Source organism: Photorhabdus caribbeanensis (assembly GCF_018448885.1).
Lineage (GTDB): Bacteria > Pseudomonadota > Gammaproteobacteria > Enterobacterales > Enterobacteriaceae > Photorhabdus > Photorhabdus caribbeanensis.
Genome location: NZ_RCWB01000024.1, coordinates 29217 through 49984, shown reverse-complemented (window position 1 = coordinate 49984; position 20768 = coordinate 29217). Strand labels below are relative to the sequence as shown.

Here is a 20768-nt window from a genome sequence, read left to right as displayed (position 1 = left end):
AGCAAATCTGACAGGCAAATTATTTCAATTTTTTGCCTGTCTTACTTTTCACTTACGGAATTTTATTGCATCAGGCAGATACCAAAAAGTTGCAATCAAACACAAGCAATAACCCAGAAGTTCGCACCCTTCCTCAACCATGTTTTTTGCTGTTCGATCAAAATTTTCGAGCATCAAGCCTTTCCATAATTCTCCCATACCAAACAGGCGAGAAAAAACGAGCACACACAAGATACCTGCAACCATCATGCCGTAACTTTGATGGCGGGTAAAATGAACAAGACCAACCAACGTATCCCTGCCTTTATAAGCAGCATAAAAGATACAAATTAGCGCTAACGGAATAGCAATCCACGCCCAGGCACCATGAAATATTTCATCGAAAATAGAATCCAACTCTCTTATCAATAAACATGCAAAAAAACCTGATATTAAGACTAACGCGGGACGCAATTGACTATTCTTCTTTGCTTCCAACAGAAATACAGCAGAAATAATAAACAGTATGCTCTCCTGAGAAATTTCAGTTACTGAGTTCTCCTTTACCGCATTCTGCAAATAGATAACATCAACAAAGAGTAAACCTATAACCATAGTTAAAATCAGAGCATAAAGCACAAAAAATGCCAACTTTTTAGTTAAAAAAGTCAAGTCCGATTGCATTACAACCTCCATTAAATTAAATGACGAACGATGATACTGTTTTAAATAAATTAGTGAAGATCATTTGATGCTACTTATTGTCAAAACAAAGGGAATTTGCACAAATGATAATAATTATCAATTATAAATAGCACTTTTTGCCTATAGATATCCCTGATTTATTTTAAAATACACACATTAGTAACCATCGTTATTATCATTATGAAAATAACTAATGAAATCTAATGCTTTAGCAACTAGCCCACCATTAGTGGGAGGTGAAAATGTCAGAAAATGTAGTAAATGATATTGTCAGATGGCTCGAAACTCAGCTTCAACGCAACGAAGGTATAAAAATAGCGACCATTGCTGACAGAAGCGGTTATTCAAAGTGGCATCTACAAAGAGTGTTTAAAGAAGTGAAAGGCTATACCCTAGGTGAATATGTTCGCAAACGGCGTTTACATGAAGCAGCAAGATCTCTGCGTGAAGAAAACCTACCAATCCTTGATATCGCCTTACAGTATGGTTTTAGTTCCCAGGCAACATTTACCCGGATCTTCAAAAAACACTTTAATACCACGCCGGCTAGATTCAGAGAAAATGGTAATCTACCTGAATTAAAGTACTTCTTAGGTCATAGGCAATAACCGAGTTCTTAATAACCTTATTGATAATATTCCCTAATGGTCAATATTTTATTGACCATTTAACTTTTTGCTAGCTTAATTCATTAACATTGCAATTGTTCAAAAAGCAAAACAAAGATTTTCCATTTTCCAGATAGCTATTGGCTAGCCCCGTTTTATTTCCTAGAAATGGAGATAAAATTTCCATAACTCTTCCAGAAAAATTACCACATATACCAGCATAAGTGATCTCAAATAATAACTTTATTAAATGACAATAAAATTCATTAGGTTTTATTAATCTACTGCGAATAAATTAATTCATATAATTTAAAAATAAAAATATTTTCATACAAATCAAAACCATAATGTTAAATGCTTTATTATTTAACCACCAGGATAATATTTTACTGCCAACAAATAGATAAAAAACATTTAAAAAAACCCAATCAGAAATATAAAAACACCACTTTGCTTATTTTCCTCCAATTCATATTAAAGAAAGATTATTATTTATTGAAAAATAGTATTAGTTCGAATAACTTATTTAACATCAATTAATAACCGAGCAAAATAAAATCAAGAAAAACCCATATATCAGGTATTTATAAGCGCCATTTCTTAAAGTTCAGTGTATGTTCAGTTATTAGGAAGTAAAAACCCTGAAGATTAAACATCAGGGTTTTTATTCGAAATTAACTCCAATTAACTATTTATCCCACTGGACATTATTTTGCTGAAAGTTTAAATACGGCCAAAATTTAAAATGGCAAATAAAATAATTTAATGGGATAGACTTTTAATACCTTTAATGTAAATAATAGCGAATAATATTTTCTGTAGGAATTCTCACTCCGATCATTCCTAATTTTTACCGCCCTTTATTACCCCCCAGCTCCACCGCCTGTACCACCACCTGTACCACCACCTGTACCACCACCTGTACCACCGCCTGTACCACCACCTGTACCACCACCTGTACCACCACCTGTACCGCCGCCTGTACCACCGCCTGTACCACCGCCTGTACCACCACCTGTACCGCCGCCTCCTTTATCCTCCTTAATTAATACGCCGTTGATATATCCATGTTTATTATATTCATATCCTGTAGTTCTAATAGTAACTTTCTTTGAATTAAGATGTGCGAGAATCAAAGCTATTAAACTACCACTCCCTTGATAACCACCAGCAGAATTATCCAAAAGAAAATCCCGTGGAGCACCTTTGTCATCAACAATGATTACATGAACATTGTTTCTGGCGATCTCTGGAGCAATTTGAATGGCGGACACAGTTACATCAGAAATCGTCACATTAGGGGTAACTATATTATTAGAATTGTTTTGATCAATCATAATATATTATTCCTTATAAGATTAAATTCACACCAAGTTATAAATATAGAAATTCATACTACACCAAAAAACTCAACTCATTTACTGAACGTCCATATTCAACCATCATAATCCATAAACTTATAAAAAATAAAAACACTTTCTAACTTTAAAAATAGTGTAGAACTAATAATACGTCAATAAAAGACCAGAGAAAATCAAAACTAAAAAAAATAAGTATTCAACATTAATTTATAATAACAAATTAAATTACCGTATATTTTTTATTTTTAACGTAGCGCTACATGGTTCATATATTGTGTTATTTACACTGAACATACAATAAAGAAAAAACTCTCCCAATAGTAGCGGATAGTAATTATATGATCAACAGAAAATTCAAGACGAAAAATATAACACACAGATAGTTCAAAATTCAAAACAATTACACGCAATATCGACCAATTCAACACGAACAATAGATAACGAATGAACTCTGTTTCGCACTGAAATCCGATCAGACATTAAAAATCACGATAGCCGGTTGAATAATAACCAATACATCAGAAAAAATAATGAAAAAAAGATGAGCCAGATATCTTTAATAGAATAATCTGGCTCATTACTGACTACTTCATAATAAATTCAACTGACCATGCGTAGGTAAAATAACTCTAACCATTGATTAAACTCTTAATTAATGAATCAAACTCCGATGGATTATTATCTAGCAGCCACTGCATAGCTGACTCATGATCAACGAATGGTTTATCCTGAGATAATTTAAAACGACCTTCAATGTATTTCGGTACAACTTTCAGCCCCAGAATTCCAGGTAAATTCTTAACTACACGAGGATCTTCCTTATTTGGTCGGAAAGAATCTTTGCTCGTAGCCAAACGCTCACTCGTTGCTAGCAAAATATTTAAATTCGTTGAAGATTCTACGATGACATCAATACTGGCATCCATATGTACTGCCGTATAATTCCACGTAGGCAACTGCCTATTCTTATAAGCTTCAGGAGGAATATAACTGGATGGTCCCATGAATACAATATGAGCGTCAAATGAAATGAGATCATTGACCATAGGATTACGACGATCTGTATGCCCAAATAACATCTTATCAACACATTGGAATAAAGGAATATGGCTGGTAATGAAACCATTGTTCATGTAACGCGTTATTAATGCCAGAGGATATGCATCAATAAATCGCCCTAATATATTTACATTTTTACAAATGAATTCATGATAATGAAACGGGAAATTTTTCATAATATTGATTATCCTCTGAATTATTTTATCAATTTCAAAGCCTATTTGAATAATATTTTCATTCTTAATGCCTGATAATAATAAATAATAACAAAACCCATTTTAAGACTATATATTTTATCCTCAATAGACAATTCAGCCATTTCTAACACAAAATGTTAGGCATATTTCTTATATCCATCTGGTTCAAGATAGATGCTGACTTAATGAATCGACAATTGTTTTAGAACGCAATGCAAGCAAACTAAATGAACCAGCATCCCCCATACCATGAGTCGATTCACACAATCCATTTAAATAAATAGGGGTAAAATCTCCCTTTGTTAAATATTGCACCCTGTAATCTCTGCCTATAGACAATATATCTCCCTGATTGGTCAGTAATTTCTTAATAGGCAATAATAATTTAGGACAAAGCTCCTGACGTTCTCCTATGCCTAAATCAAGGAATCCGGTAGCAAGCACAACTAAATCAAAACACTCTTCAAATTCATTGTTATTAATAAAGTTTCGACTTTTTAGCAGTATACCGTTTGAAATACTCCGGCAATCAACTATCTCATTGCAAGTTAATATCTGCATTGAATTTTTATGCGACAGTTTATTTTCATACTGCTTAATATACAATTGATTCAAAACATCAATATCTGCCGACGAATAATTCGTATGTACCAATTCTCGACGCAGGCGAGCTTTATTCTCCGGCGTAGCCTCATAGAACGTATCGACAAAATCAGGGAAATAAACCTCATCAGAGAAAGGGCTCGTGTCTTTCTGCCTAAATCCAAAATTCCGGGTGACGCCAACGAGTCTTTTGATATCATTTTGGGTACTCGCATGTAATAGAATTTCTACTGCGCTTTGACTGCCGCCAATAACCGCAACACGTAAAGGATTACTGTATTTCCTGGCTTGATCTAATGAAGGCAAATAATGGTTAAGATGAACAACACGCGTATCTTTCAATTGATTAAAAGGTTCAGGTATGAAAGGAGTACGGCCGGGAGCAAGGACAATACTTCTCGCTCTATAGATATCGCCTTTAACGGTATTGACACGATAATGATCTATATATTCATTTTGTCTATCCAGAACAGGAAAAACCTCTGTCGCCTCACAATCGTAATCAACCTGATCATTAAAAAAATTCGCCACCCAACTTATATATTGTGCATATTCTAAACGCAAAGGATAATGCAAAGGTAAATTAAGATGTTGATATAATCGGTCAGTTTCATAAAGGAAATTGGTAAACGAATAATGACTTTTGGGATTTCTTGGCGTAACCAAATCACGCAACGGATGATTTTGAATATCAGATCCTGGCAACATCATTCCTGGCTGCCAACATGCCCTTTGCTGACGTTCAATAAACCGGACTGAAAAATGCGGGGCTAATTCCTCTAAAGCAATAGACAAAGCAATATTAGCAGGCCCAAATCCAATACCCAGGATATCATAAACTGATGAAGAGTTTTTCATAACCTCTCCTTAAATTATTTTGCTTCACGATGGCTGATAATTATAGTTTGAGCAAACAATAGAAAATGCTCTTCTTAAACGTTCTACAATATTGTTTACGTCTTGAGGAGTAATGATCAAAGGAGGCAACATCCTCAAAACAGCACTTTGCCGTCCTCCGCTCTCAATAATTAAGCCTGCATCAAAACAACACTTTTTTACCATTTGAGCTAATTTTCCATTAGCGAGAGGATGCCCAAGCACATCTGGCGGAGAATTTAAATCAATCAATTCTAAACCCAACATCAGCCCCCGACCACGAACATCACCAATAGCAGGATAATCATCTTGTAATTCAAGTAATCTGTTTTTCAGGAGATGACCTGTATAGTTAATCTGATCGAGAAGATTCTCTCGCTGAATAAAATCTAAGGTAGCAGCGCCACTGACTAAAGCAATCTGATTACCCCGAAATGTACCGGCATGTGCACCCGGCAACCACTGATCATATATATCTCGATAAAGAAGCACAGCAAGCGGATATCCTCCCCCTATCGCTTTAGAAAGAATAATCGCGTCAGGCGTAATATCAGCAAATTCATAAGCAAACATATCACCTGTACGCCCAATTCCTGTCTGTACTTCATCAATAACCAGAGGAACATCATGTCGCGTCGTGATTTCCCGGATCTGATGTAGCCAATTAGCGCTCACCGGAATACAGCCACCTTCACCCTGAATAACCTCAACCAGCACCATTGCGGGTTTGGTTATACCATTTTCTGGATCACTAAGGAGATTTTCCAGGCTTACAAGACTCAAGCGTTCCGTTTCGCTGACGCTGGTATTTGCACCAAAGGGGCTACGGAAAGTATATGGATAAGGTAGAAACTGAACTTCCGCAGAGAGCCCTGTCACAAATCTCTTTGGCGCCAAATTACCCATCAAAGAAAGTGCGCCATGAGTCATACCGTGGTAAGCCCCCTGAAATACAATAATAGAACGCCTCCCGGTGGCTGTTTTAAATAATTTTAACGCTGCTTCTATCGCATCAGCCCCCGTTGGACTACAAAATTGTATTTTTGCCTGACGAGCAAAGCTTTGAGGCAATATTTGATAAAGCTGTTCAACAAAGTTAATTTTCGCCGGGGTTGCGATATCCAAAGCCTGCTGTAATTGATCAGATTCCAAAAACTCAATAACTTTTTGCTTTACAAAAGGATGATTATGCCCAAGAGGTAAAGCACCGGCACAAGCTAAACAGTCAATATATTCTTTATTTTCACTGTCATATACATAAGACAATTTCCCTTTACTTAATACCCTGTCTATATTTCGCGAATAAGTACGCGCATTAGATTCGCGATCGACAAGTCGATATAATCTAAAATCATTATTCATTCTAATACCTTTTTTAAATAGGAAATTAAAAATCAGATTCTCTTGTTTCTGAGAGAATGACTTCACGTGCTTTAAGCCCCAATATTTTTAACCATCGACGGTATTCCAATCCCATTCGATCACTACTGAGATGCATTTCTTGCCGTGGGTCAAGTGGCAATCTTACTGGTCGTTGAGATTCAACAATAATTCTGTCTTGTTCAAATACGGTATCTTGTCTGGAAAGTATCTGCTCCAATGTGAGGTCATGACCAAAATTAATTGCAACAATCAGCCATATAATACATTCATCTTCATCAACTGGAGTCGCATTGAAGAAAGTACAAAAACGCTCAATATCCCCGGTCTTTTTCTCAAAATAAGCCGTAGTAGGATTGAGTACTGAGTAGCAATAATGTGCAGTAACCGGTATTCCCCGATGGTCGCCATAAGGTTGAAATACGCTAATTTCAGAAGAGTGGAGCCCACGATCATCTTGATTAACAGTATATTTCTTTATCTCCTCTGGAGCATCAGGCAAGCCGTTAAGATTGGCATGAACAAAAGGAAAATGCGAGGCATCTATAAAGTTTTCCAATGACCTTAACGCATTAGCTTTATAATAATAAGGACCTGCAACCACTTTCCTGAAATTGGACTTATCCCATTCAGGGAAGAAAGGAATAGGACGCAACGGCTCTAACAGGCTCACCCATATAAAACCATATTTTTCTTCTGCATAGTGACGGAAAATCAATCTTTTTGACGAAGGTGGAGTATTATTCGGATGCGCAGGTGTAAAAGTACAATTCCCTTTAGCATCATATCGCCATCCATGATATGGACACTCAATATTCCCATTTTTAATACAACCTAATGATAATTTAGCACCTCGATGTCCACAATAATCTTTCCATGCATGTATTTTATTTTCACTATCTCGCCAAAGTACCAGTTCTTCACCTAATAAACGAACAGCTTTTGGTCGATTATTTTTGACCTCCTTAGAATCTGCAACAACATGCCATTGATTATTTAAAGCACAATAATCAAGTTCCTCTCTATTCCATTTTCCTGAATACAGCATCGGAACCTCCATTACTCATATAATAGGACTTTAAATAGTGTAAGAACGCTGATAGAAATACGATTTAAATAATATGATTATAATTTTTCTATATTATTAGGATCAAAGTGCCAACCTTTATCTACCCAACCATTCAAATCATAGTCAGATAAACATTGACTCACTAAATCATTACATTGATCCATTATTCCAGTGGCTTCACAATGTTTCAGCATATCAAGGCGAATTTGTTCATGATTACCAGCATAATTATGTTCATATAGTTCATGACGCCCGGCAAACTCACTCCCTAATGCATCCCAAAGAAGTTTAATGAGTTTCTGGCGTTCAATAGCGGATTGATTAGTACCCTGATAATAGCAATCGATCAGTGGTCTAACCTCCGTATTTTCAATATCCAACCAACTTGAAACTTGCATAATAGGCGAGCCTCCTAAGATCGTATTAAATATAGGTTTTAACTGTGACATGACTTGAGTGCCGAAATATCTCACCGTTGTGGCTGCATCCAATTTAGGTATCACAGAACCGTCGTCTCTTTTTTCGGGATTTTGGCAAAGGTTTTCTGTTAACGACCACATTAGGTTGCGTATAGCAACAATATCAGCCAAATGGCTCCTGACGCCTCTGAATTGATCTGAACCATTGGATTTCAAAACATTAGCAAACAGTCCACATATCAGATCCATTTTAACGGCCAATCTTGTACCTGACTGCAAAGGGTAACGATTAAGAAAACCAGATACCGAATAGAAATTTCGTGCTCTCTCTATATCTCGATAAATCAATACATTTTCCCACGGAACGAAAACATTATTGAAAATCAAGACCGAATCATTTTCGTCAAAACGACTCGATAAAGGATTATCAAACGGGCTTAATGCCGCCAACTCATAAGATTTTCTACATACTATTTTTAGATTAGGAGAATTCATTGGCACTATAAGACACAGAGCAAAATCCTCTTCCCTGCCCTTCTCATAATGAGTGGCACTGTTTTGTGCAACAAAGGTAGCATTTGAAATTGCCGCACTCGTCGCAACCATTTTTACCCCTTTGACAATGATTCCCGCATCAGTTTCTTTTTCGACATGCAAATAAATATCTCGCATATCTGAAACATTCTTAGCCCTGCCAACAGGGGGATTAACTAATACGTGGTTAAGAAATAGTACTTTCCGAGCGCTTTTGCGATACCAAGATAGAGCGTTATCACTAAACGAACCATATATTTCAGGAGTCGAACGCAACGTAGCCGTAAATCCTGCTTTATAATCTGGTGTTCTTCCCATAAATCCATAGGTTAATTTTGCCCAATGTGCTATGGCATCTCGTGCTTTTAATAAATCCTCAGTAGATTTGGACGGCATAAAATACCGATGCGTTCGATAGCCGTCAGGATCAATATCGGTTAATATCTCCTGAGAATCTGAATTATGTAACGCGTCATAGAGTCTAGATATCGAATAAGCACTATTGCGGAATGCCTGATGTTTCGTAACATTACGCACTTTTTGCCCATATATTAATACATCACGCCCATCATCCAAGCTATCAAGATACTCTTCACCGGTCATCATTTCATTTTTATAGACACTTACCATATACTATTACTCCTTGTGACTCTTTATCTGGAGTATTAATGAAAATATTTAATTATTAACATCACACCAGAAACTAATACTACAATATTAACCAATTTTAAGAATTGCTCACGCGACATTCTCAACGTAATATACCGACCAAATGTGATACCAACCAACATGCCAGGAGCAAGTACTAATACCAACAAAATCAAATCAGTATCGAAATATACGCCAGCCAAACCAAAAATTATGACTCGCGTTAATGTACTGAGACCAATCAGTGTTGTTTGAGTGATGCGCATAGCGTCTTTATTTTCAATCCGCCCGCTTAGATAAATTGCATATAGAAAACCACCGCTACCAAATAATGCACTGAATACTCCGCCAATTAATCCGAAAGGGAATGATGCAGTAGATGAAAAATTCCGATTTGGCTTTAAGCCACTCAAAGAGTAGACAGAATACAGAACAACAAATACACCTAAGGCAAGCAATAGTATTTCAGGTTTAGTTTTAAGTAATATCGCCGCACCAATAAGGCTACCGAAAATCATCAATGGAACAAGACGTTTTAATTCCTTCCAATCGGCTTTACGTCCGTCACGACTAACATTAACGATCGCGGCAAACATATCTAGTAATGCCAGCAAGGGAACAATTTTAGCCACAGGAATATATAACGCGAGTACTGGGCTTGCAATTAAGGCCGTACCAAAACCAGCAATTCCAAATATAATGTAAGCAATCAACAGAGCACCGGCTATTACAACATAATTTGAGTAAGTTAAAGCATCCAACATTTTTTTCTTAACCTATCTTATGAGTCGTTAACAAGATCATATTCACGCTATAGAAAAGCCCAAACCATATTGTTTCAATTGATTAAGGCGGCTGCGTGTACGCGAAATATCTGCCAGTTCAACACCATCAAACATTTTATCATCCAGTGGGTGACAACCGATTAAAAAGAGCTGACAGCGTTGGTCATAAAGCACATCGACCACATTAATAAAACGCTGTTGAGCGGCGCTGGAAACCTGACCTAATTCAGGAACATCCTCAATAATCCAACGCTGATAACGTTCACTTAAAGCAAGATAGTCCATTACCGCTGTCGGACTGATGCACAGATCCTGGAAAGTCAAATGAATTGTACCATTGGCAGCAGATAATACAGACAACATGCGATAGCCAACTTTTAAATCTATAGTAGACATAAGACGTTCTGGCAAAGACAGCTTAATACGTTGTTCTTCATTCCCAGGCCAAACATAAGCACCTTGGCAAAAAGGATCGACATCATTGCCAACCAGACATCGATAATCAATTTCTCCCTCCATCGAAACTATCTTCATATTTTTCTCAATCAACTCAATAGCAGGTAAAAACCGCTCATGATAAAGGGGGTTTGCTAGTAAATCATTAGGAGGATAATTTGAAGTCGTTATTAAGACTATGCCACGCTGAAAGATAAAATTTAAAAGCCGGCTAATCAGCATTGCGTCTCCAATATCATGCAGATGGAATTCATCGAAACACAATAATTGACAATTTTGTAGCTGAGTATGTAAAGTTGCTTCCATTGAATCCTTCTTTCCTGCTTGAAGGTTCATTAATTGATGAAGTTCACGAAAGAAATGGTGGAAATGGACTCTACGTTTATTTTTTATAGGCACCGCCTCGAAAAAAGCGTCTAATATGAAGCTTTTCCCTCTGCCTACCGGGCCCCAAATATAAATTCCCTTTACATAGGGACGTTTAAACCAAGAGCGACGAAGCATCGTATTAATTAAACACACCATATTCTCGACGACAGATATTTGATATTTATCAAGAGTGTATTTATACAATTGAGCTTTTTTTTGAATAGCTTGTTGTAACTCTATGCCCTTCGCTCGCTTTTCCATATACAAACCAGCCCCATAGTGTTTAATTTGTTAAAAATAAAAACTAATAAAATAGCAGTTCATCTTTAGAATATTTTTTCCCTAAGATAAATAAACACCAACAAAGGGAACTACACAATACCCTAAAGTTGTTTTTATGATTTTTATGATTCCTATCACATATGTATCACATAAGAATAATAATGGCATACCACTATGTTCTTTGACACATTTTTCAATAAATTCACAGGCTTTTGATAATAGTAACAAATTCTTTTTAAGAATCTCATTATCATCAATTGTGCAGCAGGAAAATTAATTAACTGAGAAATAAACCAAGTGAAAAACATGATGAGCCAGATATATCCCATAAAGTATCTGGCTCGCCTGTGCTACTTCATCGTAAATTCAACTGACCATGCGTAGGTCGCAATATTAGTAGAGGTGATGGTTGCATTACAAACAGCACCTCCGCTCGGTGTTGCTCCTTTATTCCATTTTGGAATTTTAACGCCATTAACATATCCGTTCACAAAAGTGGTCATAAATTCGCAGGTCTTAACCCCTATCTTATATCGCACCATCGCATAGTTTACGTCCGGTGAAAGCGGGCTTTGAACCTGATAAATATCGACTCCTCCTGGCGCTACGCTTGGACTAGGTTTGGGTGTCGCATTGACATAGGTACCAGATTCATTATTAGTAATGATGGTATAAACAGCATCTCCGCTACCAGACGCACCAAGATGCTTAAATATAACTGTTACCGCCGGACCTGCATAAGCGACACCTGCGGCAGTTAGGGAAGCAGTTGCAAACAGGGCCAACAACGACTTACGTACTAACATGTTAGATACTCTCCTTTATGTTGTTTAGATTGGCTTACTGCGTTTTAATACAACTTTCTTTTCTATAATTTATTTTTGCGTACAATATATACTCAATTTCATAAAGTAAATTTCCACTTTATGTCTCTATAATATAGACCACTTTTTTGCAGAGTTTATTTAAATAGTGCACTATCGGAAGGTTTAAGCATTTTTTGAAATGGATGGAGAAGCCCTTCATGTTCACATGTTGATTGACAACGATGGTCGAGATTTTACTTTGCTGTAGCGCAAAGGAGGTAACGAAAGATCATCAATTGCAGATTCAAAAATTTAAATATTGTGACAAATGAACCTCCAATATATGAACTTTCACAATGAGATATTGCACCCAAATTAGATTATCTGATTAATGAGGTTAAATTCGTTATTTCTGCGCAGGAACTTCAACATAGCCTGCCTCCAACCCACTCACCTCTACACCTTGAGGAACGGCATGCCCCGGTGTCACCATAATCTGCTGTGTTTGTGCGTTTAATTCACGACGATAGGTGACGAAAGTTCGTCCATCAGAGCCGGTATGTAATGCCTCGGCTGGCACGGCCAACCCACGTTCATTGCGATAGGTGACAATAGCCAGTTTCGCACTCATGCTCAGCCGGATACGCTGCCGCTGTTCGGGAGTAAGAGGATCAATCGCCACTAATAGATCATAGGTTACGCCCGCTCCCTGCATTTCCTTTGAATTCCCCTGTACACCAATTGTCTTAATTTGCCCCCGTAGAGATAACCCGGCAAAACCATCACCGGTGATCTCAACCGGCATTCCTTCATACACTTGATGAAGGTCGGCCTCTTCAATACGAGCTACCGCTTGAATTTGTTCCAAATTGATTACCCCTAACAGAGGTGTTCCCTGAGTGACACGTGTTCCCTTTTGAATAAATACCCCCTTATCTGATTCCGGTACCTGGGGACGAATAACAATGCCATCAAAAGGAGAAAGCAATTCACGTTGGGCTTGCTGGGCCTGAAGCGCCTGATAACGCGATTGGGCATTAGCTAATTCCATATCAGCAATCTGGCGATTCTCCCCTGTACCTTTATCGAGGGCAACACTCAGTTCCACCTTAGCGGCGGCAAGATCGAGTTGTTGGACTCTGACCTGCTGTTCCAATGTATCAACCTCCATACGGGGAACAATGCCACGCTCGAACAAAGCCCGGGTATCGATTAGCTTGCGTTCGGTATCACTCAAACTTAACTGGGCATTGGTTAAAGTTCTACGTACCCTAGCAACATCGGGGCTGTTCTCCCACCCCACCAAATCTTGTACCGTTTTCTGAGCTTTCAACAGTTCTGTAAGCGCCTGCCGCAGTTGAATGTCCAACTGTGTTGTATCAAGGCTCAACAGCGGTTGCCCACGCTTAACGCGCTGGCCTTCCGTTACCATCACTTCGGCAATAACACCATCGAATGGCGCTGCGATCGTCAAACTGGTTGCCGCCTGAATACGGCCAACTAACCCAAGACGATTCTCCAGTAATTGAGGTTCAACATGTACCCATCGCTGCGGTGATGATGTATCAGTTGAGGAAAAAAGGAGAACATAAGCAATGGCAGCCCCAATGACTAATGCAATGGCAAATGTCATGAGCCAACGAATCTTATATTTGGAACGAGCAAGTCCCCTGATCTTAGTCGTTAAGTGCAATATCCCAACTCCCTAACGTGGTGCCTAACGTTTCGTCCAACTCCGCTTGTGCATTTAAGTAGGTGATCAACGCATTAAGACGAACATTCTCGGCATTACGCAAATCGGTTTCAAAGCTCAATACTTGAAAGTTACTGGAGCGGCCCACCGTCAATTTTTCACGTTCAATTTCTAGCTTGCGCAAGGATAGATCTCTGGCACGCTGTGCGATCTCATATTGACGCCAGCGCGTACCAATATCGCGCACCGCATTACCCACATTACGTTCCAGTGACTGTTTTGCCTCTGCAAGACGAATGTCCTGGTTCTGAACATCAACCCGCGCCCGCACTTCCGCCTGGCGCTGACTCAAATCGCCAATGGGTATCTCTACTTGAACACCGGCATAATTTTCCCAATTACGGGAGCTGTTTGCCCCTGTTCTATCTCGTACCTGGCTGGCTCCACCAACCAAAGAGACATCCCATAAGCGTTCGTTACGGGCAACTGTCAGGTTAATCGCAGCCTGCTCCGCAGTAATCAATTGAGTGAGATACGATGGTTGCTGCTCTTGTGCTAAATTCTGCGCCTGTAGCAGGTTAATATCTACACGTTTAGCTTCCAATCTGTCAGTAGCCTTTACCTGAGTTTGTAAGTCTAAGGCAAGCAGACGCAACAACTCTAAGCGGCTGGTATCTAATTGATTAGCTGCTTCCTCCGCAGCCAGTTCTTGCATTGCAACATCAGCCTCCGTCTGGACAATCTCAAAAGCCGCCATTCTGCCTGCGGAGATCATAGCTTTGTTAACTTCCAGTAGTTGACGCGAACGTTCAAGAGCATCACGGGCGATTTGTAATTGTTCTTGAGCACGCAACAATTCACGATAAGCCATAATAATTTGCGTGATAGTCTGGGATACCGTCGCTTTTAGGTTCAAACGATTTGTCTGCTCCATCAATTGAGCAAGGCGCACAGGCGCTGTAGCCACATCTTTACCGGCACCCCGCAGCAGAGGCTGAATAACTGAGAATGAAACACCATCATTACGGCTACGACCCGCATTGTCTGCCCATGTCGTCCGATTCGTCCAAGACAAACTAAACCGAGTGCCATATTCTCCAAGCAGCGTAGATGTGGGTGTAATCTCGCTTTGGCGATAACGATCGCTTTGATTACGGGCCGCGATATAACGGCTATTAATCAGCAATTTTGGCGTAAAACGATCCTCAGCAACGCGCAAATCGAATTTCTGTGCAATCCGATCCAAATAAGCACTGCGAATCAAACGATTATTTCGTAACCCTAAATAGATTGCATCACTCAGCGTCAGACCAATAGTTTGCTGATTAAGAGAAATTGACTTCGTTGCAGACATGGTTGCCTGTGATGGATTCAACTGTTCCGCTATAGCCTGTTCGGCAGATACAGCTATTATCAAGGCAATGATAATGCCAATAGCACGTTGAAAAACTTGGCTAATCATCACGCAGTGCCTCTACCGGTTGTAACCTGGCAGCCGCTAATGCCGGATTGATACCAAAAAACAGACCGATCACTAATGAACTGGCGATACCCAGAGGCAAAGAGAATAAGGATAACGTAAATACCCAACCGGAAAATTTTACAAATAGGTACCCTGCCGCAACCCCCAACAATGAACCAACCATTGCACCGGCAATGGCCAGAATGGCAGCCTCCAACATAAACAACATACCAATATCAACAGGCCGAGCTCCCAAAGCCATACGAACACCAATTTCACGTCTACGTTCTGAAACATTCATCAGCATGACATTCATCACGCCCACACCTCCCACCAGCAACGAAATTCCCCCTAAACCCGCGAGCAAATAGGAAAATGTTCTTGCCTGACGTGTCAATCCATCAAGCAATTGTTTCGGAATATCAACTTCGACACGACGACCTTTTGATAATGAGAAAAGGTAGTCACGTAACGACACTGCGTCACTGTTTAGCGTTGTTGTGTCACGTGCTCTGGCAATGACGCTGCCAATTTCTGGCGCAGACCGCAACCGTCGCATTGCTTCAATGGGCAGTATGACGGAATGATCAATAGAGCCGGGGAGTAAAGGGTTCGGCCCCTGAGCAGCGAGAATTCCTATCACTTCAAACAGATATTCCCCAATTTGCAATTGACTGCCTACTCGAATAGGCTGATTGGCTACTTTTAATTGTTTGGCAATGTCCGCTCCAAGCACGGCATAGGTCGTTTGGCGATCATAGTCCGATAGAAAACGCCCCTGCTCGATCTGTAAATCCAGCACCGCAGCCAGATCAGAGGATGTACCGGTAATATTGGTATCGATCCCTTTTCCGTGAAAGCGTACACGAGTCGAATATAACGTGATGGGCGCAGCATGTGTAATAGTCGGTATTGTACGAGTCAGTGCCTGAGTATCCAGCGTAGATGGCGCGGGTTTGACATCGACACCTGGAATGAAAGCAAAATGAGCAACCAAAATATTGCTTCCCATACTTTTAAAAGTACTGATAGCTTCATTAACAGCGTTATGACCGATATTTAAAAGTGCAATGACCGAAGCACATCCGACGGCAATACCAAGTAAAGCAAGCAAAGAGCGTCTTCCTAACAGACGCAGGCTACCCAGTGATTCTCGCAAGGCTTGCGTGAAGGAAAAACCGTAGCGACCAGAATTCAGATTAAGCATCGGGGCTATCCAGCCACATATCGGTTTCGGAAAGCCGCCCGTTGTTAACATAGAGGCAGCGCTGCATATTTTTGGCTATGGCTTCATCATGTGTAACCATGACGAGTGTAACGCCTTGCTCACGGTTCAATGACAGAAGAAGCGCCATGATATCTCGTGCCGTCGCACTATCGAGATTGCCTGTCGGTTCATCCGCCAAAATCAGAGAAGGCTTACCAACCAAAGCCCTGGCAATGGCAACACGTTGCCGCTGTCCCCCGGAGAGATCAGCCGGACGATGATAAATACGGCCAGCCAGACCAACCAACTCAAGCTGGTATTTCGCCTCCTGCCGAGCTAAAGAACGAGAGTATCCACGATATAGCAATGGCAGCGCCACATTATCCAACGTCTGCATTTTGGGAAGTAAATTGAAACTCTGAAATACGAAACCAATTTCCTGATTTCTTATTCTCGCCCGTTCATTAGGAGTAACATTTGTTATATTAACGCCACTAAACTGAAAATACCCAGAAGTGGGTTGATCCAGTAAACCAAGAATATTGAGTAGAGTACTTTTGCCTGAACCGGAAGCGCCGACAATCGCACAACTTTGCCCACGCATGATAGTGAATGATATTTTATCAAGTACCGGGTAATATTTTTCCCCCATACGATAAGATCGACAAATATTTTCCATGTAAATCAGGGCTTCCTGGCATGGGGAAGTTATGATTGTCATGTCTGATTTATTCATCGCGTTTGACATCCATTAAACGTATCACTGGCTCCACTGGGTTGTTTAGCAGGTTTTATATCATGGGAAGATCTTCTTGTAAAAGATTACGGTCTAAGTGACAGGCAAAAACATCGAACAACGAAAATATATTAGATTTACTTAACATAAATTCAAATCACTCATTGCATTTTGGAGTTAATCCCCCCAAATTACTCCAGCCTACTTTGGCATTGCGTACAGGCTTTTATAAAAATTCAGGAGATACAGGGCGCGAGATCGAAATGTATATCTAAGTTCTCGCAATAGAAAAGTATCAGGTACTGGGGTAATGGCTATGAAATTAAAAAAAATCTTGGGTATTGGTAGCGCTTTATTGTTAACTATGTTCTCACAGACAGTAGCTGCGGCAAGTGGCAGCTATCACTCTTCAGTTGTTTTACCCACACTGTATTCCAAAAATTTCTTAGAAACTGTTAACGTTCCTATTGTCGGTTCTCCCCCTGCAACAGGAAAGATTACCAATGTATCTTGGACTTGGAACGTTGTTGGATGGCCTCAGAATTTATCGGTTTATCTTTGTCAGGGAAATATCAGCAGTTGCGTAGATATATCACGCACGCGAAGAATGTCGACAGCCGCATTTAATAATAGAAGCCCAGCACAGCAGTTCCTTTTCGCCTTAAAGGTTGGAAACGGTAACGTTATGCCAATAGCAGGTCAAACCGGAGAAATTACTGTCAGTTGGGAATGATATTTCAATAACTCTCCAAAGATTGCCGTCTGTATTATAGGCGGCAATTTTGATTTGCTTTGAATATTGTAGGGTTTAAGAAAGTTACTAGATGATTTCTTCAAGGATTACGGACATTCACCATATCCTTATAGTGCTTCGCGGCTTTAAGTAGCTTAGAGTTTGCTTTTGGCGGATTTTCCAAAGCTGCCAACAAAGCATCAGCCCCCTTCATCGAAAGATGTAAGGTTTCAATTCGTTCAATCACGTTACTCGCTCTCTCCATTCTTGATGCAATAAGAAACTCTAAATACGTCTCTTTGCGTTCTGTATTAGTAGCCATGATTTCATCTGCATTTTTAATCCATATAAACATGGTGCCATTATGGTATACAAAACATTTATCAATATGTATGCTGAAAAGGCATACATAGATACTCAAAGATATATTATTCCTACCGATAAGATGACGGCCCTAACCGCCATCTAGGCATCTCTCAGATAATTAACCCTATGGTAGTTCAACCCCTTTATAACCAGATAAAATCAATTCCCATTCCTGTTGAGCAAACCATGTCTGGGTTTTGCCATCATAATGCAGACTATCAGGCAGAAAAACACCAAACTCAGTCGCCTTCCCGGTATAGTCGGGCGAATTCCGTGCATCAATCAGCGTTCGGTATTGCGGATCATCCGCGATAACATTATTAATTGCTTCAAGTACGTAACGGGTGTTGATGGGATCAAACGCAACCGAAAGTGGATAATACAATCTCCACGGTATACTGCAAGAACCCAAAGCATCACTGATACCAGTAATGATGCGGGTAAAATTCCGCTCTGATGCCTGTGCCGCCAATAAACTTTCGGTTTCCGCTTCCCACTGGTTCCAATGAACAGCCAAAATACGAGGATTTTTTCCTAGTTTACGCAATGATTCGATTGCCATGCGCAAGGTTCTGATCGCACGCGGATAGAGCGATTCCACATCACAAGGATCTCGCTCAGGCGCCCAACGGTTATCCGGCGGATTATCCAGATACATCCCTTGACCACCCCAGCCCATCAAAATGACATAAAGATCAGGCAAATTAAGTGCATTACCCTGATTTATATGGTCTTGCCAGAGTTTGGCAAAACGATTGGCAGCATTGACCGAGTGATCTTGATTACCACGAGGTAAACCGACAGGAGCGCCAATATTGGCATTGCCAAAGCTGGTCAGCCCTGTCCAGTTAATTGCGGGAAAGTCAACGCTGTAAACTTCTGGCAGAGATAATGTGAATACGTTTTTTAAACCTTGTGTAATTTCTTCATCTTGTGGTAATTGTGTTCCATGACCATAACTATTTGATTGTCCAAGTATGATAAATAACGGCGCATCATTAGGTTCCCATGGGAAATATTTTATTTCAGGTGAATAAGGTTGTTTATCTGTCATCAGTTTTTCTCTTAAGATGATTTAAGTTATTAGGTCTGTTCTCTTCGCCAAAATATAATTAATTTCTGGTGGATAAAAATCATTTCGTTAATCAATCATATTGATAATCCGAGAATGTAAAACTGTTTTAAATATTGCGCTTCACAGACCAGTTATTTATATTTCATCTTAAAAATACACTCACCAATGTAATCAAGCAAACAAAAATATAATTCATAAAAACAAGTCAGTTTGATAAATAATATTTAAGCCTTTTTTATCATAAAACAAAATAAAAATGTTTTTTGTTGTGTTTGGAATTAATGGTATTTTATTAATGAATACAAAACTCACTAAAATATATGGCTTCCTGACAGGAAATCATGGTATTAAATTAATACAACCCTGTCAATATTATTCATATTGATAACTAAACTTAAAAATACATTAATGAGGAAAATAATATGATTCAATTTAAAAATAAATTTTCTATGAGAGATAATATTGTCACCTCAAGTAATAAACTCACTAAAATAGCTTTAGCCAGTATAATTGTAATTAATACTTTCTCAATAATTAACGCATATGAAGTTAAAGCAGCCGAAACACAATCGCTTTCAAATACATTATCTCTTCGTGAAGAAACTATTAAAGGTGGTATCGGAGGAAGAGCAATTCTTAATAGTCAAGGATCTATTCTCACCACAAAAGTAATCCTGCCAGAGATTAAACAAGGTGCTTCATTTAAAGCATCGGGTGGAACGCTATATGTATACTCTGGTTTTTCTGGTCAAGTAGAATCAGATATTGGTTTCCAATACAGTACTACCTATAATGTTTGGAAGCCATATATGAAAGTAGGAAATCGTGGACAAGACACGGTTCAATATATTGAAGGAAAAGATAACTTTACTTATAAAAATGGTTTTAAACCTGGCAGTGAAGTACAACTCACCATATATAAAAATTTAAATGGTGCAACAAGGGCGATATATTGGGGAATATCCAATAATGGTTATGCTGGTAGACTGATTTCAGAGATAAAAAATACCAATGTCAGCTCAATAAGTAACTGGAAAATATTATCCACAATCGCTATACCTAGTGGAACACCAGAAGGAAATATTAAAGTCCATAAAGAATATATTGCTACATTTAAAGATGTAGTTATAGACAATAAAGTTGTTAATCCAGTCATTCATGCAACAAAAGGAGCAAGTATTACTACAAGTTCGAATAGTGCCGCAATAAAAATAACAACCAGATAATATCATAATAGATATTTTAACCAGTTCCCTAATATCTAAGGAACTGGTTATTTATTTTTAAACGTTCTTCACTAATATACCTTAAATCAAAATTAGGTATTCCCTAGCCAAGTTAAATGCAATATGGATAATTT

The 20768-nt window shown here is 39.0% G+C and carries 19 protein-coding genes; 3 read left to right on the top strand and 16 right to left on the bottom strand.

The genetic code is table 11. The annotated features are described in order from the left end of the window. Positions 1-48: 48 nt before the first annotated feature. Entirely contained in the window at positions 49-663 is a 615-nt protein-coding gene (locus EAE90_RS15860) for a hypothetical protein (RefSeq protein WP_214054278.1), read from the bottom strand. A 263-nt stretch (positions 664-926) separates the two neighbouring features. On the opposite strand from EAE90_RS15860, the gene EAE90_RS15855 reads away from it, so the two are divergent. After that, a complete protein-coding gene (locus EAE90_RS15855; protein WP_214054277.1) occupies positions 927-1292 on the top strand; it encodes a helix-turn-helix domain-containing protein in 366 nt (121 codons plus the stop codon). Between the two features lie 863 nt (positions 1293-2155). On the opposite strand, the gene EAE90_RS15850 is transcribed toward EAE90_RS15855, so the two are convergent. The 13 genes from EAE90_RS15850 to EAE90_RS15790 all read right to left on the bottom strand — a co-directional run bounded on the left by EAE90_RS15850 (position 2156) and on the right by EAE90_RS15790 (position 17234). Next, positions 2156-2566: a hypothetical protein gene (locus tag EAE90_RS15850; protein ID WP_339921601.1), complete on the bottom strand. Its 411-nt coding sequence runs from the start codon at positions 2564-2566 to the stop codon at positions 2156-2158. Positions 2567-3282: 716 nt separating this feature from the next. Continuing rightward, positions 3283-3888 (bottom strand): FMN-binding negative transcriptional regulator, encoded by a 606-nt coding sequence (locus EAE90_RS15845; protein ID WP_214054275.1) that lies wholly within the window; start codon positions 3886-3888, stop codon positions 3283-3285. Between the two features lie 186 nt (positions 3889-4074). Continuing rightward, positions 4075-5370 (bottom strand): SidA/IucD/PvdA family monooxygenase, encoded by a 1296-nt coding sequence (locus tag EAE90_RS15840; RefSeq protein WP_214054274.1) that lies wholly within the window; start codon positions 5368-5370, stop codon positions 4075-4077. A 24-nt stretch (positions 5371-5394) separates the two neighbouring features. Beyond that, positions 5395-6750, bottom strand: a complete 1356-nt coding sequence (locus EAE90_RS15835; RefSeq protein ID WP_214054273.1) for a diaminobutyrate--2-oxoglutarate transaminase family protein — start codon at positions 6748-6750, stop codon at positions 5395-5397. A 25-nt stretch (positions 6751-6775) separates the two neighbouring features. After that, the gene (locus EAE90_RS15830) at positions 6776-7816 is read right to left on the bottom strand and encodes an aromatic ring-hydroxylating dioxygenase subunit alpha (protein WP_214054272.1); all 1041 of its coding nucleotides are present in this window, start codon (positions 7814-7816) and stop codon (positions 6776-6778) included. Positions 7817-7893: 77 nt separating this feature from the next. Further along, positions 7894-9420 (bottom strand): 4-hydroxyphenylacetate 3-hydroxylase family protein, encoded by a 1527-nt coding sequence (locus EAE90_RS15825; RefSeq protein WP_214054271.1) that lies wholly within the window; start codon positions 9418-9420, stop codon positions 7894-7896. Positions 9421-9455: 35 nt separating this feature from the next. After that, positions 9456-10202 carry a sulfite exporter TauE/SafE family protein gene (locus tag EAE90_RS15820; RefSeq protein ID WP_214054270.1) on the bottom strand — a complete coding sequence of 249 codons (747 nt, stop codon included), beginning with the start codon at positions 10200-10202 and terminating at the stop codon, positions 9456-9458. Between the two features lie 42 nt (positions 10203-10244). After that, the gene (zapE, locus tag EAE90_RS15815; RefSeq protein WP_214054269.1) at positions 10245-11309 is read right to left on the bottom strand and encodes a cell division protein ZapE; all 1065 of its coding nucleotides are present in this window, start codon (positions 11307-11309) and stop codon (positions 10245-10247) included. A gap of 371 nt (positions 11310-11680) precedes the next feature. Next, positions 11681-12136 carry a hypothetical protein gene (locus tag EAE90_RS15810; RefSeq protein WP_214054268.1) on the bottom strand — a complete coding sequence of 152 codons (456 nt, stop codon included), beginning with the start codon at positions 12134-12136 and terminating at the stop codon, positions 11681-11683. A 406-nt stretch (positions 12137-12542) separates the two neighbouring features. After that, positions 12543-13769, bottom strand: a complete 1227-nt coding sequence (locus EAE90_RS15805) for an efflux RND transporter periplasmic adaptor subunit (protein WP_214054267.1) — start codon at positions 13767-13769, stop codon at positions 12543-12545. Positions 13770-13812: 43 nt separating this feature from the next. Further along, a complete protein-coding gene (locus tag EAE90_RS15800) occupies positions 13813-15291 on the bottom strand; it encodes a TolC family protein (RefSeq protein ID WP_214054266.1) in 1479 nt (492 codons plus the stop codon). Beyond that, complete coding sequence (locus tag EAE90_RS15795) at positions 15284-16498, bottom strand: ABC transporter permease (protein WP_422615999.1); 1215 nt, start codon at positions 16496-16498, stop codon at positions 15284-15286. The genes EAE90_RS15800 and EAE90_RS15795 overlap by 8 nt, the downstream gene beginning before the upstream one ends. Further along, positions 16491-17234 carry an ABC transporter ATP-binding protein gene (locus EAE90_RS15790; RefSeq protein ID WP_246550836.1) on the bottom strand — a complete coding sequence of 248 codons (744 nt, stop codon included), beginning with the start codon at positions 17232-17234 and terminating at the stop codon, positions 16491-16493. The genes EAE90_RS15795 and EAE90_RS15790 overlap by 8 nt, the downstream gene beginning before the upstream one ends. A 316-nt stretch (positions 17235-17550) precedes the next feature. On the opposite strand from EAE90_RS15790, the gene EAE90_RS15785 reads away from it, so the two are divergent. Further along, the gene (locus EAE90_RS15785; RefSeq protein ID WP_246550833.1) at positions 17551-17967 is read left to right on the top strand and encodes a flagellar protein FlhE; all 417 of its coding nucleotides are present in this window, start codon (positions 17551-17553) and stop codon (positions 17965-17967) included. 100 nt (positions 17968-18067) lie between these two features. Here EAE90_RS15785 and EAE90_RS15780 read toward each other — a convergent pair whose 3' ends face one another. After that, a complete protein-coding gene (locus EAE90_RS15780) occupies positions 18068-18289 on the bottom strand; it encodes a type II toxin-antitoxin system TacA family antitoxin (protein WP_246550831.1) in 222 nt (73 codons plus the stop codon). A 168-nt stretch (positions 18290-18457) separates the two neighbouring features. Further along, positions 18458-19387 carry a hypothetical protein gene (locus EAE90_RS15775; RefSeq protein ID WP_214054265.1) on the bottom strand — a complete coding sequence of 310 codons (930 nt, stop codon included), beginning with the start codon at positions 19385-19387 and terminating at the stop codon, positions 18458-18460. Between the two features lie 443 nt (positions 19388-19830). Here EAE90_RS15775 and EAE90_RS15770 point away from each other — a divergent pair, with 443 nt between their 5' ends. After that, the gene (locus EAE90_RS15770) at positions 19831-20634 is read left to right on the top strand and encodes a YrpD family protein (protein ID WP_214054264.1); all 804 of its coding nucleotides are present in this window, start codon (positions 19831-19833) and stop codon (positions 20632-20634) included. Positions 20635-20768 lie beyond the last annotated feature (134 nt).

What these genes read in the sequence shown, in the direction of transcription:
- EAE90_RS15860 (WP_214054278.1), bottom strand. Translation starts at nt 663, where the DNA reads ATGCAATCGGACTTGACTTTTTTAACTAAAAAGTTGGCATTTTTTGTG.
- EAE90_RS15855 (WP_214054277.1), top strand. Translation starts at nt 927, where the DNA reads ATGTCAGAAAATGTAGTAAATGATATTGTCAGATGGCTCGAAACTCAG.
- EAE90_RS15845 (WP_214054275.1), bottom strand. Translation starts at nt 3,888, where the DNA reads ATGAAAAATTTCCCGTTTCATTATCATGAATTCATTTGTAAAAATGTA.
- EAE90_RS15840 (WP_214054274.1), bottom strand. Translation starts at nt 5,370, where the DNA reads ATGAAAAACTCTTCATCAGTTTATGATATCCTGGGTATTGGATTTGGG.
- EAE90_RS15835 (WP_214054273.1), bottom strand. Translation starts at nt 6,750, where the DNA reads ATGAATAATGATTTTAGATTATATCGACTTGTCGATCGCGAATCTAAT.
- EAE90_RS15830 (WP_214054272.1), bottom strand. Translation starts at nt 7,816, where the DNA reads ATGCTGTATTCAGGAAAATGGAATAGAGAGGAACTTGATTATTGTGCT.
- EAE90_RS15825 (WP_214054271.1), bottom strand. Translation starts at nt 9,420, where the DNA reads ATGGTAAGTGTCTATAAAAATGAAATGATGACCGGTGAAGAGTATCTT.
- EAE90_RS15820 (WP_214054270.1), bottom strand. Translation starts at nt 10,202, where the DNA reads ATGTTGGATGCTTTAACTTACTCAAATTATGTTGTAATAGCCGGTGCT.
- zapE (WP_214054269.1), bottom strand. Translation starts at nt 11,309, where the DNA reads ATGGAAAAGCGAGCGAAGGGCATAGAGTTACAACAAGCTATTCAAAAA.
- EAE90_RS15810 (WP_214054268.1), bottom strand. Translation starts at nt 12,136, where the DNA reads ATGTTAGTACGTAAGTCGTTGTTGGCCCTGTTTGCAACTGCTTCCCTA.
- EAE90_RS15805 (WP_214054267.1), bottom strand. Translation starts at nt 13,769, where the DNA reads ATGACATTTGCCATTGCATTAGTCATTGGGGCTGCCATTGCTTATGTT.
- EAE90_RS15800 (WP_214054266.1), bottom strand. Translation starts at nt 15,291, where the DNA reads ATGATTAGCCAAGTTTTTCAACGTGCTATTGGCATTATCATTGCCTTG.
- EAE90_RS15795 (WP_422615999.1), bottom strand. Translation starts at nt 16,498, where the DNA reads ATGCTTAATCTGAATTCTGGTCGCTACGGTTTTTCCTTCACGCAAGCC.
- EAE90_RS15790 (WP_246550836.1), bottom strand. Translation starts at nt 17,234, where the DNA reads ATGAATAAATCAGACATGACAATCATAACTTCCCCATGCCAGGAAGCC.
- EAE90_RS15785 (WP_246550833.1), top strand. Translation starts at nt 17,551, where the DNA reads ATGAAATTAAAAAAAATCTTGGGTATTGGTAGCGCTTTATTGTTAACT.
- EAE90_RS15780 (WP_246550831.1), bottom strand. Translation starts at nt 18,289, where the DNA reads ATGGCTACTAATACAGAACGCAAAGAGACGTATTTAGAGTTTCTTATT.
- EAE90_RS15775 (WP_214054265.1), bottom strand. Translation starts at nt 19,387, where the DNA reads ATGACAGATAAACAACCTTATTCACCTGAAATAAAATATTTCCCATGG.
- EAE90_RS15770 (WP_214054264.1), top strand. Translation starts at nt 19,831, where the DNA reads ATGATTCAATTTAAAAATAAATTTTCTATGAGAGATAATATTGTCACC.